At 33.2% G+C, this 15,755-nt stretch carries 14 protein-coding genes; 4 read left to right on the plus strand and 10 right to left on the minus strand.

The annotated features are described in order from the left end of the window. Positions 1-215 precede the first annotated feature (215 nt). Both Q0X52_RS07060 and Q0X52_RS07065 read left to right on the plus strand, forming a co-directional pair. Entirely contained in the window at positions 216-1,682 is a 1,467-nt protein-coding gene (locus Q0X52_RS07060) for an MBOAT family O-acyltransferase (protein WP_297576413.1), read from the plus strand. An 8-nt stretch (positions 1,683-1,690) separates the two neighbouring features. Further along, positions 1,691-2,764: a hypothetical protein gene (locus tag Q0X52_RS07065; RefSeq protein WP_297576415.1), complete on the plus strand. Its 1,074-nt coding sequence runs from the start codon at positions 1,691-1,693 to the stop codon at positions 2,762-2,764. Positions 2,765-2,809: 45 nt separating this feature from the next. Here Q0X52_RS07065 and Q0X52_RS07070 read toward each other — a convergent pair whose 3' ends face one another. The 4 genes from Q0X52_RS07070 to nadE form a co-directional block, all read right to left on the minus strand. Further along, complete coding sequence (locus tag Q0X52_RS07070) at positions 2,810-3,037, minus strand: XRE family transcriptional regulator (RefSeq protein WP_297576417.1); 228 nt, start codon at positions 3,035-3,037, stop codon at positions 2,810-2,812. 94 nt (positions 3,038-3,131) lie between these two features. Continuing rightward, on the minus strand, positions 3,132-4,052 hold the full coding sequence (locus tag Q0X52_RS07075; RefSeq protein ID WP_297576419.1) for a tetraacyldisaccharide 4'-kinase: 921 nt from the start codon (positions 4,050-4,052) through the stop codon (positions 3,132-3,134). After that, positions 4,042-5,184, minus strand: coding sequence for a DegT/DnrJ/EryC1/StrS aminotransferase family protein (locus tag Q0X52_RS07080; protein ID WP_297576421.1), 1,143 nt, complete (start codon positions 5,182-5,184; stop codon positions 4,042-4,044). The genes Q0X52_RS07075 and Q0X52_RS07080 overlap by 11 nt, the downstream gene beginning before the upstream one ends. Positions 5,185-5,192: 8 nt before the next feature. Then, entirely contained in the window at positions 5,193-5,924 is a 732-nt protein-coding gene (gene nadE / locus Q0X52_RS07085; RefSeq protein WP_297576423.1) for an NAD(+) synthase, read from the minus strand. Positions 5,925-6,013: 89 nt separating this feature from the next. Between nadE and Q0X52_RS07090 the strand changes: the two genes are divergently transcribed. Then, positions 6,014-6,610, plus strand: coding sequence for an MBL fold metallo-hydrolase (locus tag Q0X52_RS07090; RefSeq protein ID WP_297576425.1), 597 nt, complete (start codon positions 6,014-6,016; stop codon positions 6,608-6,610). 8 nt (positions 6,611-6,618) lie between these two features. On the opposite strand, the gene recR is transcribed toward Q0X52_RS07090, so the two are convergent. From recR to Q0X52_RS07105, 3 genes are read right to left on the minus strand one after another with little or no spacing between them, the layout of a single operon-like run. Next, positions 6,619-7,182 (minus strand): recombination mediator RecR, encoded by a 564-nt coding sequence (gene recR / locus Q0X52_RS07095; protein WP_297576426.1) that lies wholly within the window; start codon positions 7,180-7,182, stop codon positions 6,619-6,621. Then, positions 7,179-8,429, minus strand: a complete 1,251-nt coding sequence (locus tag Q0X52_RS07100; RefSeq protein ID WP_297576428.1) for an ArsS family sensor histidine kinase — start codon at positions 8,427-8,429, stop codon at positions 7,179-7,181. The genes recR and Q0X52_RS07100 overlap by 4 nt, the downstream gene beginning before the upstream one ends. Beyond that, positions 8,426-9,097 (minus strand): response regulator transcription factor, encoded by a 672-nt coding sequence (locus Q0X52_RS07105; RefSeq protein WP_297576430.1) that lies wholly within the window; start codon positions 9,095-9,097, stop codon positions 8,426-8,428. The genes Q0X52_RS07100 and Q0X52_RS07105 overlap by 4 nt, the downstream gene beginning before the upstream one ends. 122 nt (positions 9,098-9,219) lie before the next feature. Between Q0X52_RS07105 and dnaJ the strand changes: the two genes are divergently transcribed. Beyond that, positions 9,220-10,314 (plus strand): molecular chaperone DnaJ, encoded by a 1,095-nt coding sequence (gene dnaJ / locus Q0X52_RS07110; RefSeq protein WP_297576456.1) that lies wholly within the window; start codon positions 9,220-9,222, stop codon positions 10,312-10,314. Positions 10,315-10,398: 84 nt separating this feature from the next. On the opposite strand, the gene Q0X52_RS07115 is transcribed toward dnaJ, so the two are convergent. The 3 genes from Q0X52_RS07115 to Q0X52_RS07125 are packed head-to-tail and all read right to left on the minus strand — an operon-like array spanning position 10,399 to position 15,692. Continuing rightward, entirely contained in the window at positions 10,399-10,779 is a 381-nt protein-coding gene (locus tag Q0X52_RS07115) for a response regulator (RefSeq protein WP_297576432.1), read from the minus strand. 9 nt (positions 10,780-10,788) lie between these two features. Next, positions 10,789-14,979 (minus strand): ATP-binding protein, encoded by a 4,191-nt coding sequence (locus Q0X52_RS07120; RefSeq protein ID WP_297576434.1) that lies wholly within the window; start codon positions 14,977-14,979, stop codon positions 10,789-10,791. Next, the gene (locus tag Q0X52_RS07125) at positions 14,976-15,692 is read right to left on the minus strand and encodes a hypothetical protein (RefSeq protein ID WP_297576436.1); all 717 of its coding nucleotides are present in this window, start codon (positions 15,690-15,692) and stop codon (positions 14,976-14,978) included. Before Q0X52_RS07125 ends, Q0X52_RS07120 begins: the two co-directional genes overlap by 4 nt. Positions 15,693-15,755 lie beyond the last annotated feature (63 nt).

Genomic DNA, 15,755 nt, shown 5'->3' on the forward strand with positions numbered 1-15,755 from the left:
AAATTTAAGATATTTTATAAAAAATAAAAAGAGTTAAAAAAGATGGTGGGTGGGAGTGAAATTTAAAAAAGTAAATTTAGCATATTTAAAGATATTTATATATTGATCTGTGGTTTTTATGAAATTTAATTATCTACTTGCTGTGCAAATTGTGCTATTAAATTGATTTTAAAGAATTTTTTAATAGAATATCGCATTAAATTTGAAGGTTGTTAGTGCTTTTTAATAGTTATGAATTCATTTTTTTATTTTTGCCGATTACTTTCTTTGTCTATTTCTATCTAAATAAAAGACGATTAACTGTAGCATCAAGAGCATTTCTAGTCTTTGCTTCTTTGTTTTTTTATAGCTATTGGAATATTATTTATTTGCCACTCATCCTCTCATCAATGCTTTTCAACTACACGGTTGGTCACTATCTATCTAAAGGTAACAATTTAGAAAAAACAGCCTCAAAAAAGCTTTTGGGTTTTGGAATTTTTGCTAATCTTGCACTACTTGGCTATTTTAAGTATAGCGATTTTTTTATTAAAAATTTTAATTTTGTCTTTGGTAGCAATGTCCCATTACTTCACATTGCATTGCCGCTGGCTATTAGCTTTTTTACCTTTCAACAAATTGCCTATCTAGTTGATAGCTATAACAACGAAACAAAAGAATATGACTTTTTAAATTATGCACTATTTATTGGGTTTTTTCCTCAATTAATCGCTGGTCCGATTGTGCATCACAAAGAGATGATGCCACAATTTGCAAATGGTAAAAATAAATTTATAAACTACAAAAATATAACTAGTGGGCTTTTTATATTTAGTATAGGGCTGTTTAAAAAAGTTGTTGTTGCAGATCAGTTCGCAATTTGGGCGAATGCTGGCTTTGATTCGGCTGATGTTTTAAATTTCTTTGAAGCATGGGCTACATCTTTGAGCTATAGCTTTCAGCTCTATTTTGACTTTAGTGGGTATTGTGATATGGCAATTGGAGGAGCGCTTTTGTTTAATATCAAACTACCTATTAACTTTTATTCACCATATAAGTCATTAAACATACAGGACTTCTGGCGAAAGTGGCATATAACTTTAGGAAGATTTTTACATAAATATCTATATATACCACTTGGTGGAAATAGATGTCCTAAGTGGAAAAATTATTTAAATTTGATGATAGTTTTTGTTCTTGGCGGAATTTGGCATGGCGCTGGATGGGGATTTATCATCTGGGGTGCATTGCATGGTGTGGCAAGTGCAATATTTAGATTTTATAGAGATATAGCTACTAAATTTAATATAACAATGCCAAAAATAATAGCTTGGTTTATAACTTTTAATTTTGTCAATTTAACATGGATTTTCTTTAGAGCCAACTCCTTAGAGGACGCTCTAAAAGTTTTAAAAGGTATGATTGGCCTAAATGGAATTGCTTTGCCACATTATTTTGAGAGATTTAGTATGTTAAAAAATCTTGGTTTTGATTTTATTTATTGGTTACAAAACATAAATGGCGATTATAATACATATCTATGGATTGTATTTGGGTTTGTTATAGCATTGTTTTGTAAAAATTCCATTGAGCTTACAAATCAGAAATTTAGCTATAAAAATGCCTTTTTTGCTGCTTTTGTTTTTGCTTTTGCAGTGTTAAATTTAAACAAAGTTAGTGTGTTTTTATATTTTAATTTTTAGGGTTTATGATGAAAAAATATAAAATTTGGACTTTTATTTTTATTTTACTGTCATTTTTGGCAATCTTTTTTGTAGCAATCTTTAACTACATTGTAGATCCACACTATCAGTTTAGAATGGCTAAAATTTATGGTGTATATTGGGCGGATAACGGAAGAATGAAAGGCAGCGGAATTGTAAAAAACTATAAGCACAATTCACTAATAGTTGGATCTTCAATGAGCAAGGATTTTTTATATAGTGACTTAGAGAGAATTTTTGTCAATCCTCTTAAAATGACATTTTCTGGCTCAAGACCTCATGAGCTTAATATTTTGATAAACAGAAGCTTTAAATATAACAATCTAAAAAATATTATGCTAGACCTGCATATTGATAGCCTTTGTAGTAATAAAAATGAAGTTATTTTTGATGAGCTACAAAGAGATCTTTATTTTGATAAGAACATTTATCGCTATATATTTAACGTTGATGTAGCAAGATCTGGATTTTTAAATTTATATAAAAATTGCAAAAAAAATAGTAGCACATTACACTGCAATATTGAAACTGCTTTTTTTAGATTGCCAAAAGATGACTTTTGTCCCACTAACAGTCCAGCTTGTATAATAAAATATAGTCTAAAAAGAGTGCTAAAGTATGAAAATATTGTAGAGAATTTTACCTTTAACTACCTCCCTATTGTAGAAGCACACCCCGAGACTAAATTTATCTTTTTTTATCCACCATATGCTATAACTGAATTTAAAAATTGGCAAGAAGAGGGTCTGATTGAACAAATTGAAAAGATAAAACTAACCATTGCAGAATATACAAAAAAGTATAAAAATGTAGAAATATATGATTTTAGTGATGCTTATAGTATTGTAAGCAATCTAAATTTACATACAGACTCTATGCACTACCACCCAAAGGTCAATTCTTGGATGTTATGGCGGATCAAAGAAAAGGATAAAAGATTTTTGGTAAATTTAGACAACTATGAAAAAAGACTTAGCGAATTTAGAAATTTTGTTAAAAATTTTAATTTGGAAAAAGACCTTATAGATCTAAAAATAGATGAGTTTGACCCACAAAGCTAGTCAAAACTCTAAATCCTAAGAAACAGATAACTTTATAAAAAGAATCTACTTAATCTTAGGATAAAAACCCTCTATTTTTAGAACTGAGCGCTTTATCATTTCATAGTTTTTAGCTCTTTTATAGTATTTCATCCAAGAGTCAAGCCAATTTGGAAGTGATTTGGAGTGCTTCCAGTTAGTGACACTTGCATAATTCATACCAACTTGCTCGGCAAAGTCCTTTTTACTTAAATTTAACTCTTTTAAGCTTTCGTTAAATTCTTGATACGTCATTTTGATCCTTTCTTTATCTAGGTTGAAAATATTTATATAATATAACTTTTTATTATAGTATTACTAAAAAGTAAATATTGACTAAAAAATTTAATTATTTTTTAAAATTTATCTCTTTTTGTATCAATTTTTTGAATTTATCGCTAAGTTTAAGTTCTAGTTCTATGCATGAAAGTGGCAGTAAAAAGGACTCTATCTTCACATAATCTTTATTTGTAACCAAAAGTGAAGTCGCATTAAATTTATCTAAAATTTCTTTTAACTCATCTTTCTTAAAATTATAGTGATCTGGATAAAATTTAGTTGCAACAACATCGCCAAAATAGGCACTTAGTCTTTTTGGATTGGCGATGGCGGTGACTAAAACCATTCTTTTGGTTGGATTTTTTATATAATTTGTTATTTTAATATCATCTTTATCTATGATGTAGTCTGCATAGCGGTAGAAAAAAAGTGGATATCTATAGGCGCCACTTGGGAATGTTCTAGCAAAATATGGCTCAATTGATGGTCTTAAAACTATATCAAATTTATCAATGTCAAATTTGCCAAAGCCATCATCCAAGATAACGCACTTTGCGCCCAAAGTTTTTGCTATCTGAATGGCTCTTGCTCTATCTTCACTAACTATTACATTGGCTCCCATTTTTGCATATTCCATCGCTTCATCGCCGCTTATATGGACGTTTTGTAAGATCTCATTGTTGTGCGAGATGATGAAAAGCCCCTTTGACTCTCTTTTGTATCCACGAAGAATGATAAAGCACTTACAATAAGAGCTAATAAAAAGATAAAGCGCCTTTGTAAGCGGAGTCTTGCCACTTCCACCCACGACTAAGTTGCCTACACTAAAAACTTTAATGCCATAGCTCTTTTTCTTAGTAGTTAATTTTTTTAAAGTTATGATGAGAGAATATATGAGCGATAGCGGCAAAAGCAAAGCACTAAGCAGCTTCATAACCAAATTTGGACTATAAAAATACCGCTCAACCCAAAAATAAATTTTAGTATGCACGAGATGAGACCACGTTTTTAATCTGTTCGCAAATATAATAAACTTCATCATCGCTCAAGCTAGCATAGATCGGCAGTGATAAAATTTGTCCATAAGCTCTAAGCGCATTTGGAAAGTCATTTATCTTAAAATTATACTTTTGTTTATAGTAACTAAGCAAATAGACAGGGATATAGTGCAACGAGGTCTCAACACCTCTCTCAAATAGTTCTTTTGCAAAATCATCTCTATTTTTATCAACTTTTATGATGTATTGGGTATAGATATGCTCTTTTTTGGCAACTGGAATTTGGATATGTGGGCAATCGCCAAGCTCTTTGTCATAAATCGCGGCTATCTCTTTTCTTCTTTTTATCATATCACTAGTTTTTTCAAAAACAAGTGCGGCATATGAGGCACAAACACCGCTAATGCTGTATTGCTGCCCTATATCTGTGATGTCATAAATGTAGTTAAGCTCTTCATCTTTGCTATTTTGCTGATAGACTAAGGCGTGATTTCTTATAAGTCTTGCTCTTTGGCTAATCTCTTCATCATCTGTTACAAAAAAACCAGCCATCGCCATAGAGTCGCTGATAGCTTGCGGTGCGGCTTGAAAACAAGAGATAAAAGAGTCCTTTATGGAGCCTATTTTTTTATCACCATAGCTAACTCCAATAGCAGTGCTTGCGTCATCGATGATTTTTAAATCATATTTTTTAGCTATCTCATAAATCTCTTTCATATCGGCGGCTTGTCCTGCTATGTGAGTTATAAAAGCGCCTTTTAGCTTTTTGTGTTTATGCTCTTTTAAAACAGCCTCAAAAGAGTCAATATTTATATTAAAGTCATCATCATTTATATCAACAAAAATAGGCTCTGCGTCAAAATGCCTGATGGATTGTGCGATGTTTGGGAAGGAATTTACCGAACAGATAAACTTATCTGCCCTTTTTAGCTTCATAGCACAAAGTGCTAGATGTATTGCAGAGGTCCCGCTGTTGGTAGATATGGCATATTTTGAGTTAAAAAATTTATTGATATTGCCCTCAAACTCATCTACCAAATCTTTACCATTTTTAGTTAAGGATTTGGCGATAAAATCAATCCCTTGTTTATCTAAAGATGTTCTGTAAAAAGGTATTTTTTGCATTTGAATCCTCACTTTAATATTTTTGGCATTCTTAACTTAAATTTATTGAGTTCATATCTTTTTTTGATAAACTTCAACACTTCGCTCTCTTGCAACTCATTAAATTTCATGCCATTTTTTCTTAGTTTTTCTAAAACACTATCTATATCATCATAGCTAAAACCAAATTCATCCTCATCGCTTTGCCCCTCATAAAAGTCAGCACTTGGCTTTTTGGAGATGATAGACGGGCTTATATCAAGGCTTTTTGCAAGTTTGAAAACTTCACTTTTTAAAAGAGAGGCTATAGGATTTAGCGCATAAGCCAAGTCACCATAAATAGTGCCATATCCTAAAATTCTCTCACTAAAATTACTCGTTCCAACAACTAGTGAACTTGTCTTAAAACTTCTATCATATAGAATAGTCATTCTAACTCTTGCGATTAAATTTGAAATTTGATGAATGTTGTTTAGGTCTAGACTATTTTTGTAACTCTCTACGATAGAAGAGATCTCTATCTTATGGACCTCTATATTAAATTTATCACAATGATTTATAGCGTCACTCATATTTTGTTCGCTAAAATTTTTGTTATATAAAATATAGCCAGTAGTTTTTGCCACTTTTGAACAAAGTGCCGATACAACAGCTGAGTCAAGTCCGCCACTTATGCCAACTACAAAGCCACTACAAGGAGTTTTTTTTAGCTCTTTTTTTAAAAAAGTAAGTATTGTTTTTTCTAAATTTATATAATCCATATATAGCCCAAGTTTTAAGATATCTGGGTTAGATTATAATCAAAATTAAGCTAAAATTAGCTTATAGTTAAACTTCTTAAGGATTTTTTATGAAAATAATACAAAAAGAGTTTGGAAGAGTTATGACAAATTGCTACATAGTTTATGTAGATGGCGGCGAAGTGGTGATTGATCCAGGAGAGGGAAGTTATGAGTGGGTTATGAAAAATAGCTCAAATGTATTGGCTGTTTTTAACACGCACGGACACTATGATCATGCCTTTGATGACTATCTTTTTAGCCGCGATGGAGTTAAAATTTATATCAATAAAAATGATGCTTTTTGGCTTAGCGATGATCCTTTTGGACTGCTTGGCACACCTTGCAAGCCTGATGTGCTAGTTAATGATGGCGATTTGTTTGAGTTTGGTGGCAAGAGCTTTTGCTTTCACCGCTTTGCAGGTCACACGCCAGGATGTTGCGCTATAACTGTTGATGAGCTGATGTTTAGTGGAGATTTTATTTTTAAAGATTCTATTGGAAGGTGGGATTTTCCCTACTCAAATGCTGCTAGCCTAAAAGAGAGCTTGGGGCGTATCTTAAAATGGCAGAAAAACTATATCATCTATCCAGGACATGGCGAGAAAACAACTCTAGATGATGAAAGAGAAAACTTAAGACGTTGTTACAATCACTTTGTTAGATAAGTGTAGGCTTAAATTTTGGTTCTATCTTTTATCGCCTTAAGAAGCGAAAGAGTATCGATGTTTTCCAAAGAAACACCCGTTGGGACACCTTGAGCAATCTTTGTGTAATTTAACTCAAAGTCCCTCAACTCCTCTTCGACATAAAGAGAGATTGCATCTGAGGCAAGGCTTGGAGTTAGCGCAAAAATTAGCTCTTTTGTTTCGTTTTCGGATAAGATTTTTTTGAGTTTGTTGATGTTTTCTTTTGGGTCGCTAAGAACAAAATAGTAGCCATCATATCCGCCACTCTCTTCAATAAGTGCGATATCTTTTGGACTTTCTACTAAACAGAGCTTTTCTCTATCTCTTAACTCATCGGTGCAGATATTGCAAAGCTCATCTTCACAAAGTGCGCCACATTTTGAACACTGCTTCAAAAATGAGATGGCATTTTCTATGTTGTGTGCCAAATTTATCCCTGCAAAAGAGTCTTGAAGAACTATAAAATAGGCAAAACGTAGAGCTGATTTTTTGCCAACTCCAGGAAGCTTTTGGAATGAGGCAACCAACTCATCAAATTTATCTAACTTCACTTTTTATTTGCCTTTTTATTTTGATTGAAAACTATGCAAAAATGATGTCTTCCATCGCTGTAGTGATACTCTAGGTTAAATTTATGCATTGTGCAAATTTTGTCTATGATATAAAGTCCAAGTCCCATACCTGTGGTTTTTTCATTTTTGTCGCGAACAAATGCCTGTTTATAGTGGTTGATACTAACAGGAAGAGGCGAGCCGCTGTTGCTAACACAAATTTGAGAACTATCACAAACAATAAAAACTTTTTTGTCATTTGAATACTTTAGGCCGTTGTCTATGAGGTTTTTAAGAGCAAGTGAAAAGAGCTGAAAATCCACCTTCATAAGTGCATCATCGACAATATCAACCTCTACCTTACTATTCCAATCATCAAGCATAAGTATATCTTTGGTCTGCTCCAAAATAAGCGTAAAGTGATACTCTTGATAGTTGAGCGCATAAGATCTAGTCAAAATCTGCTCCACCTTTGCAAACTCATTTATCAATATCTCAAGCCTCTCAAAGACATTGATAAGACGATTTTTCTGAAGCTCATTATCAACCATCTCAGAAACAATTCTACCCTTTGAGATTGGCGTTTTTAACTCATGCATTATGGTGCGTAAAAAGAGCTGTCTAGATCTAATAAGCTCCCGTATCTTGGTAACTGCGTTGTCAAATTCATTGGCAACTTGCGCTATCTCATCATCACCTTTTATCGAAAGCTCCAAAATATCCATATTACCACTTGCAAATTTCTTTATCTGCTTGCTAAGAACTTTGAGTGGCTTTAGGCTCCTTAAAACAGACATATAAAGCGATAGTAGCAGTCCCATCACAAGGAAAAAGCCGATCCACAAAGGATCATTTATGTTTTTTGCTCCAACGCTTTCAAAAGTTATGCTAAATGGCTCATTGACGATATTTAGATAGAGATTGTCTTTGTGGCGTATCGAAACAAAATATCCTATCTTTGTGTTTTTTTCAAAAACTATCTCTTTGGACGCCAAAACATTTGATAAAAGATTTCTATCGGTTATCATCTCTAGATTGAAGTTATGAAAATACTCATGTAAGTCGCGCGGAAAAGCATCCTTTTCATAAAGACTTACTAGATAGTCTATGGAGTTTATCTGTGATGATTTCATGCGCTCTAGTGCTTGATAAGTTTGAATGCGCCCAAATGTTATAAAAAGCACAACAACAAGAGTGGTTGTAGCTGCAAAAAGAATGCTAATCTTTGTATAGAGTGATTTTTTCATCCTAGCAGTTTATAACCTATTCCTCTTACTGAAAAGATATGAGTTGGATTTTTAGAGCTGTCGTTTAGCTTGGCTCTTAAGCGACCAATTATTACATCAAGACTTTTAGAATCCTTATCTTTTAGGCTTTTGCAATGATAGACAAGCTGCTCTCTTGAGACAGAAAAGCTATGCTGTTTGATAAGATACTCCAAAATTTCATACTCAGCAGGCGTTAGAGTTAAAAGATTGTCATGAAAGTAAATTTCATGTCTTCTCTCATCAACTTTAAATGCCGTATCACTAGGTCCATCTTCTGCAGGAGTTGCTTTTTTGTAGCGTCTTATTAGACTCATTATTCTTGCATGCATCTCTTTTGGATCGTATGGCTTTGGAAGATAGTCATCAGCTCCAATTTGTAGCCCAACTACTCGGTCGCTCACATCACTTCTAGCAGAAGAGATTATGATAGGGATATCATATTTTTCTCTTATTTCTTTGCAGACTTCAAGCCCGTCCATACCAGGAAGAGTGAGATCTAGTATCAAAAGATCGTAATTTTTAATCCCGGCACTAAGGCCTAAGTAGGGATCTTCATAATTTGTTATTTTTATATTATATTTTAGTAGATACTCTGCCAAAATTTGTGCAAACTCTGGATCATCTTCAATCATCAATACATTTATCATATATACCTCTCTGTTTTTGTTCTTAATCTTTGGATTATATCAAATTTAGGGTAACATTTAAAATTCTTTTAAAAATTTTTGGTAGAATCTAAGTTTTTATAATGATTATTGTAAGTTGAGGTATAAATTTGGACTATTATGAGATTTTAGAGATAAGCAAAGAGGCAAGCGACGATGAGATAAAAACCTCATTTAGAAGACTTGCACTTAAGTATCATCCAGACAGAAACAGAGGCAACAAAGAGGCTGAAGAGAAATTTAAAGAGATAAATGAAGCCTATCAATGTCTAAGTAACAAAGAGAAGAGAGCTTTGTATGATAGATATGGAAAAGATGGGCTAAATGGCAACTTTAACAGCGGCTTTGCTGATTTTGATTTAGGTGATATATTTAGCTCATTTTTTGGTGATGGTTTTGCAAGAAGAGAAAAAAGAGAGTTTGACAAATACAACTTAGATATGGAGCTAAATATCGAACTTGGCTTTGAAGAGGCGATATTTGGAGCAGAAAAAGAGATAAAATATAAGATAAAAACACCTTGTAGTGCCTGCAATGCAACAGGATCAAAAGATGGCAAAAAACAGACTTGCAAAACTTGCGGTGGAAGTGGCAACTATGTAAGAAGAAGTGGCTTTATGAGCTATGTCCAGACTTGCCCAATGTGCGGCGGAAGCGGTGAAACAATAGCTCAAAAATGTAACAAATGCAATGGAACTACCTATCAAGAAGAAGAAAAAACATTTAATGTATCCATACCAAAAGGCGTTGATAATGGTATGAGAATAAGAGTCTCAAACAGAGGCAATCTCTCCAAAAGCGGACAAAGCGGCGATCTTTATCTAAATATCAAAGTAAAACCTAGCAAGATATATAAAAGAGATGGCGATGACCTTTTGATGAGTGTAGATATCTTTATAACGCAAGCTCTTCTTGGAAAAAGTATAAAACTAGATACTATAATGGGCGAAAAAGAGCTTAAACTAAATGTCGGAACGAACGATAAAGAGCTTTTTAAATTTGCAAATGATGGAGTTGAGAATATCAGAACAAAAAGAAGAGGTGACCTTATCATAAGGACAAATTTAGTACTTCCTAAAAAACTAACTCAAAAACAAGAAGAACTTATAGAAGAGCTTGAAAATAGCTTTGGTATCGACAAAGATGGCAACTACCAAAATGATGGCTTTTTCGACAAAATAAAAGACATATTTAAGTAAATTATAAATTTAAGCTTTTAATAAGCTATGGGTAAATTTATTTAAGAGTAAGTGCTTTGACAGCAACTCAAAGCACTTATTAATCTATTTTATAAGAGGCAAAACCTCATTTATCTTAGCAATCAAATCTTTTTCAAAGACAGGCTTAGTTAAGAAATCATAAGCTCCCTTGTTAAAAGCCTCTCTTCTTATAGTTTCATCTGTTGTAAGAACGATAACAGGAATTGAAGACTTCGCTCCGCGTGAACGAAGATTGTCCAAAAGTTCAAGACCATTCATAACAGGCATAACAATATCCAACAAAATTAGATCAATTTTTTGATCGCTATCGATGATATTTAGAGCCTCCAAACCATTCATAGCTTTTGTTAATGTACCGATGTTTGGGTGCTTTTTTAGCATCACTTCAATCAATTTTAAATTTATTGGATCGTCATCTACTGCTAATATATTTATTTGTTTCATTTATACCACCTACATATATTTTTTTACTAAATTTAGAAGCTCTATTTTACTAATTGCACTATTAACAACTTCTGAAAATTGTTTTTTGGCTTCATCAATATTATCTTTTTGCAAATTTGCAAAAGCAACAGTTTTTGCACCTTGCATATTTTTTTCTTTGAGTTTATTTAAAACTTCAATAGAGTTTATTCCAACTGATTTTAGATCTGCCATAATCAACTTGTAGTTGTTTTCATTGAGTAGTCTTAAAAACTCTGACTCATTTTTCGCTGTATCGACCTTGTCGACAACCTCATTTATAACAGTTTCAAAAATCTTATTCAAAACAGTATCAGACTTATAAAGTAGTATTCCATCTAGTAAAATTTGCTCTCTTGGCTCTACTTTCTCGCCTGGGTTTATCAAAATCTTCTTTTCTACCATTTTTTTGATAGGAACCTTTTTGATAACCTCTCTTTGGACTTTCTTAGGAACTCTTACCTTTCTAGGAATCTTCTTAGTCACTGGTTTGGTTACCTTTTTGATGACAGTTTTAGGAACTTTTTTCATCACTTTTCTCTTAACTATCTGAGTTTTAGTTTCTGTAGCCTCGTCTTCATCAGACTTTTTATGAGATATAAACATCTCTAACATTCCTGCTAAAACATCTTTTTTGATAGGTTTAGTGCAATACTCATCTAATCCTTGTGATAAAAATCTCTCCCTATCGCCTTGAAGTGCGTTAGCTGTAACCGCCACTATCGGAATATGAGGAAGATTATTTTCACTCTCATACTGTTTAATCTGTTTTGTAGCCTCAACACCATCCATTACAGGCATAGCAATATCCATAAATATTAGATCAAAATTATTATTCTTTCTCTCTTCAAGCGCTAATAATCCGTTTTCAACTACTGTTAAATTTAGACCAAATGAGCCAAGAGTATGTTTTATAAGCTTTTGGTTGATTTCGTTATCTTCAGCTATCAAAATGTTGGCGTTATATTGAGGTGTGTTGCCCTTTTTAGGAGTCTTTTTGACAGGAACTTGAACCTCCTCTTCAATCTCAACCTCTTGATCTACATACTCGGTAACTGGCTCTTCAACCTCTTCATACTCAGTAACTTCTTCTTCTATTATCTCATCTGCATAGACTGTCTCTTCAACTATCTGTCTTACATCTTCATAGCCAACTACCTCTTCTACATATTCAGTTCTATACTGAGGCTCGCTAACTTTTTCTTCTACGATAGGTGCTTGAGCAAATAAAGGTGCATGGTCATCGGTTATATTTATATTTGCTTTTATATCATGTGATGTTGGTGTTTCAAAATCCACTGCAAGTGGAGCATCATCTGCCAATGGTTTAGCAGGTGCAACACTCTCTTGTGACTTGTCAAATGTTGCTAATGGAATTTCATCTTTTTCATCAAAACTAGCAAGTGGAATTTCACTCTCTTTTGGCTCGTTAAAGCTAGCTAATGGAACATCATCTTTTGGTGTCTCAAAAGTTGCTAATGGAATCTCATCTTTTGGCTCCTCTTCTTCAAAAAGCGGAATAGTTTTTAACTCTTCATCTAGTGAGATTGGAGCTATCTCATCAACTTTTGACTCTTGAGCAATAGTTGTTTCTACATGTTTAACAACCTCTTCTTTGACAGGTGTCTGGCTAGCAGATTTGATAGAGTTATCAAGATGCTGCTCAAACTGCTTTAACTCATCTTGAATTGAAGCAGATGGGGACTTGTCTTTTTTGCTAATTATATCTCTTAGCCCATCTAAAGAGTCTTTCTTTTTGCTCTGGGCTACAACTTCTGGCTCTTTTGGTTCTACAAAACTTGACTCTTCTACAATAGTTTCATTCTCAATTACTGGCGCGCTCTCCTGGGCATCAAATGATGACTTAAAGATATTTTCTTTATGAACTAGGTCATGACCTCTTGCGTGATTTTGAGAGATATTTGCTGCAATTCTTAAAATTTTAGTGATATTTATTGGTTCAGAGATGGTGTAGACATTATTCTCTTTGATATTTATCTGTTGAAGCTCTCTAGCTTTTGCACTTATAATAATGGCTGAGTTAATATCTCTATCTAGCAAATCATAATTTCTAAGTCTTACAAATACTGCATCATAGGAGCTATCATCTATATTTTGCATAGTTCCTGTAAATTTGATAGTTGCACCCATGTGAGTAATATACTCTTTTAAAACCTCATTGTATTGATCTGCTGGCTTTGCATCTGTAAGAAGTAAGAATTTAAGACCCTTCATATCTTTATACATAGTATCGGCATCACTCTTTTGAGTCTCTTTAAACTCTAAAGTAAAGAAGAATTTAGTGCCTTTGCCCTCTTCTGAAGTAACTTGAAGCTCTCCACCAATCATAGAGACATATTTTGATGATATGGTAAGTCCAAGTCCAGTTCCACCATACTTTCTTGTAATTGTTGAGTCAGCTTGACTAAAGGCATTAAAGACGTTTTTAAGCTTATCTTTTGATATACCAATTCCAGTATCTTCAACACTAAATGTAACTATAGCTCTACCATCTCTTGTAGATCTCTCTCTTACTATATTTACGGTAATCGTTCCATTTTCTGGTGTAAATTTAACAGCGTTGCTAAGTAGGTTTATAAGAACCTCTTTAATCTTGGTAATATCACCATATAGATGGTGAATAAGCGATGGGTCGATATATGAAACAATATCAATGTTTTTCTCAGATGCTTTAGCTGAATAAATTTCAATTGCACTTTCAAACTCTTGGATAGGATTGAAAAGAATATCTTCAATCTCAACCTTATTACTCTCAATCTTAGATACATCAAGAACGTTGTTGATGATGACTAAGAGGTTTTCAGAACTCTTATCTATCGTATCTACATAGTCTTGTTGCTCGTCGTCTAGATCTGTATTTTTAAGTAGCTCGGTAAAACCAATAACTCCATTTAGTGGAGTTCTAATCTCGTGTGACATATTTGCAAGGAAGATAGACTTGGCTTTGTTTGCATCTTCAGCTGACTCTTTTTGAGCAGCGATAACATCAATGGCATCTTGAATCAAGCTATAAGCTTTGGCAATACCTGCACTACTTTCAACGTTGATATTCTCTTCTTGGTTGGAAATCTCACCAATTCTGCTAAGAACGTTATCTAGCTCTTTAAGGTTTGTTCTAAATTTGCTAACAACTGTATAGGCAAACAAAAGCAAAAATAAGGATAGTGCAACAATTGCAATAGCGATTGGCATTTGAGCTCTAAGCTCCTCTTTATACTCAACAATACTATTAAAAAGGTCTTCAACTATCTCATTTACGATAAACTTTTCTATCTTAAATCTATCGCTCATTACAGTAAACCACTCAGTAAAGTTTACACTATACTCACCGCTTAAGGTCTCTTTAGCAATCAACATATCAAGCTCGTTAGAAAGTCTGATAGTCTCTATGCTCTCTATGGAAGATAGATGTTCTATAATCTTTGATTTAGCAGGAGAATCTGGCAACGCATCATAAGAGATAATGTAGTTTTTAGCACCGATTCTCAAGAGGTTATCTTTGCCTTGCTCATCAAGCTGTCTTCTGCTAGATACTAAGTTAGCAACATAATCTCTTGTTGATCCTGTAGCATCAAGTGCCTCATAAGTAAGAATCAAATTTAAAGCAATATTTGCGATTTTAGGAGTAAGTGCATAATCTTTTATAGAGGTTAGGTTTTTGATGTAGAAGCTATCTATCTGTCTAAAATAGTTAAAAAACACATCATCAAACTCTCTGCTGTTGCTATCTATAGCAGCTCTTATCTCTGGAAGTTCTGAGATAAGTCTTAGAAGTTGAGAGATCTCTTTTGGAACCTCATATTTTTTAAAAAACATAAAATAATCGCCCTTATTTTTCTCTTTGTGAACTTCTTGATAGTTGTTAAAATAGTTTTTGAATTCTGCGATAAATTTATCTGTTTTATTTCTTTGAGTTAAAAGTAGCTCACCACCACCAAGCTGACCACCACTACCCATATAAACAGCACTAAGTCCGCGCTCATAGCTAAGCTGCTCTATGAGTTTTGATACCTCAAGTGTATCTTCAACTCTAATGTTAAGGTCAGTTGAATCATTATAGCTCTCATAGGAGTTATAAAGATAAAAAAGCGATGCCAAAAAAAGAATAAGTAGCGGAAAACCACTCACAATTCTTAAGGAGTTTGATAAACTAAAGTTCATATTGCCTTCCTTTTTGTAATAATTTCTTCCATATTTGTTATTAAATTTTGATATTTTCTGAAATTTTCTCTTATCTCGTCTGGATTAGAGTTTTCTAGGTAGTAAATTTGTTTGATGATAGGTTGCAGATCAAGCACACCAGCTGGTTCTTTCATCTGAGAAAGAATAGATGATGAAACTTCCTTGTTGCCTGAAAGAAGCGACTCAAAAAGCTCCTCTTCTTTCTCTTTTGCACTTGTTATAAAGGTATTTAAAAAACTATAAAAATCATCTATCGAAAGACCCAAATTTGTAGCAGTTTTTTCTATCCAACTACTATCTATAATGCCACTTTCATCCATAGTTTGCTCGCTTGTGACTCTTTGTTTTTCTATGTATGCAAGCTCTTTTTTATACTCATGGTCAAATATATTTGATATTTTGTAGTTGTTACTTAGAGTTCTATCTTTTTGCTTTCTTTTGTTTTCAAGTATAGCAGACTCTTCCTTGTCGCTGCTAGAGATAGCTATGATATCAACCTCATACATAACTTCATCATCCATATAAAATTCATTGATAAACAGAGATGATTCTACACTTTTTCGTGGTAAATTTATAGTTATATCTGCTTTGTATTTTTTGGCATCAATCAACTCTTTTAGATAGTTTTTGCCATCTTCTTGCTTGATGTTATCGTTTGAAAAAAAATCAGATACATCACTATGCTTTGCCATAAATCCACCAAAACTGGTAAAACCAAACAATGTTAAGAGCTCTTTAGAGATTCCTACCAGTTT

This window comes from uncultured Campylobacter sp., from assembly GCF_947255105.1.
GTDB lineage: Bacteria > Campylobacterota > Campylobacteria > Campylobacterales > Campylobacteraceae > Campylobacter_B.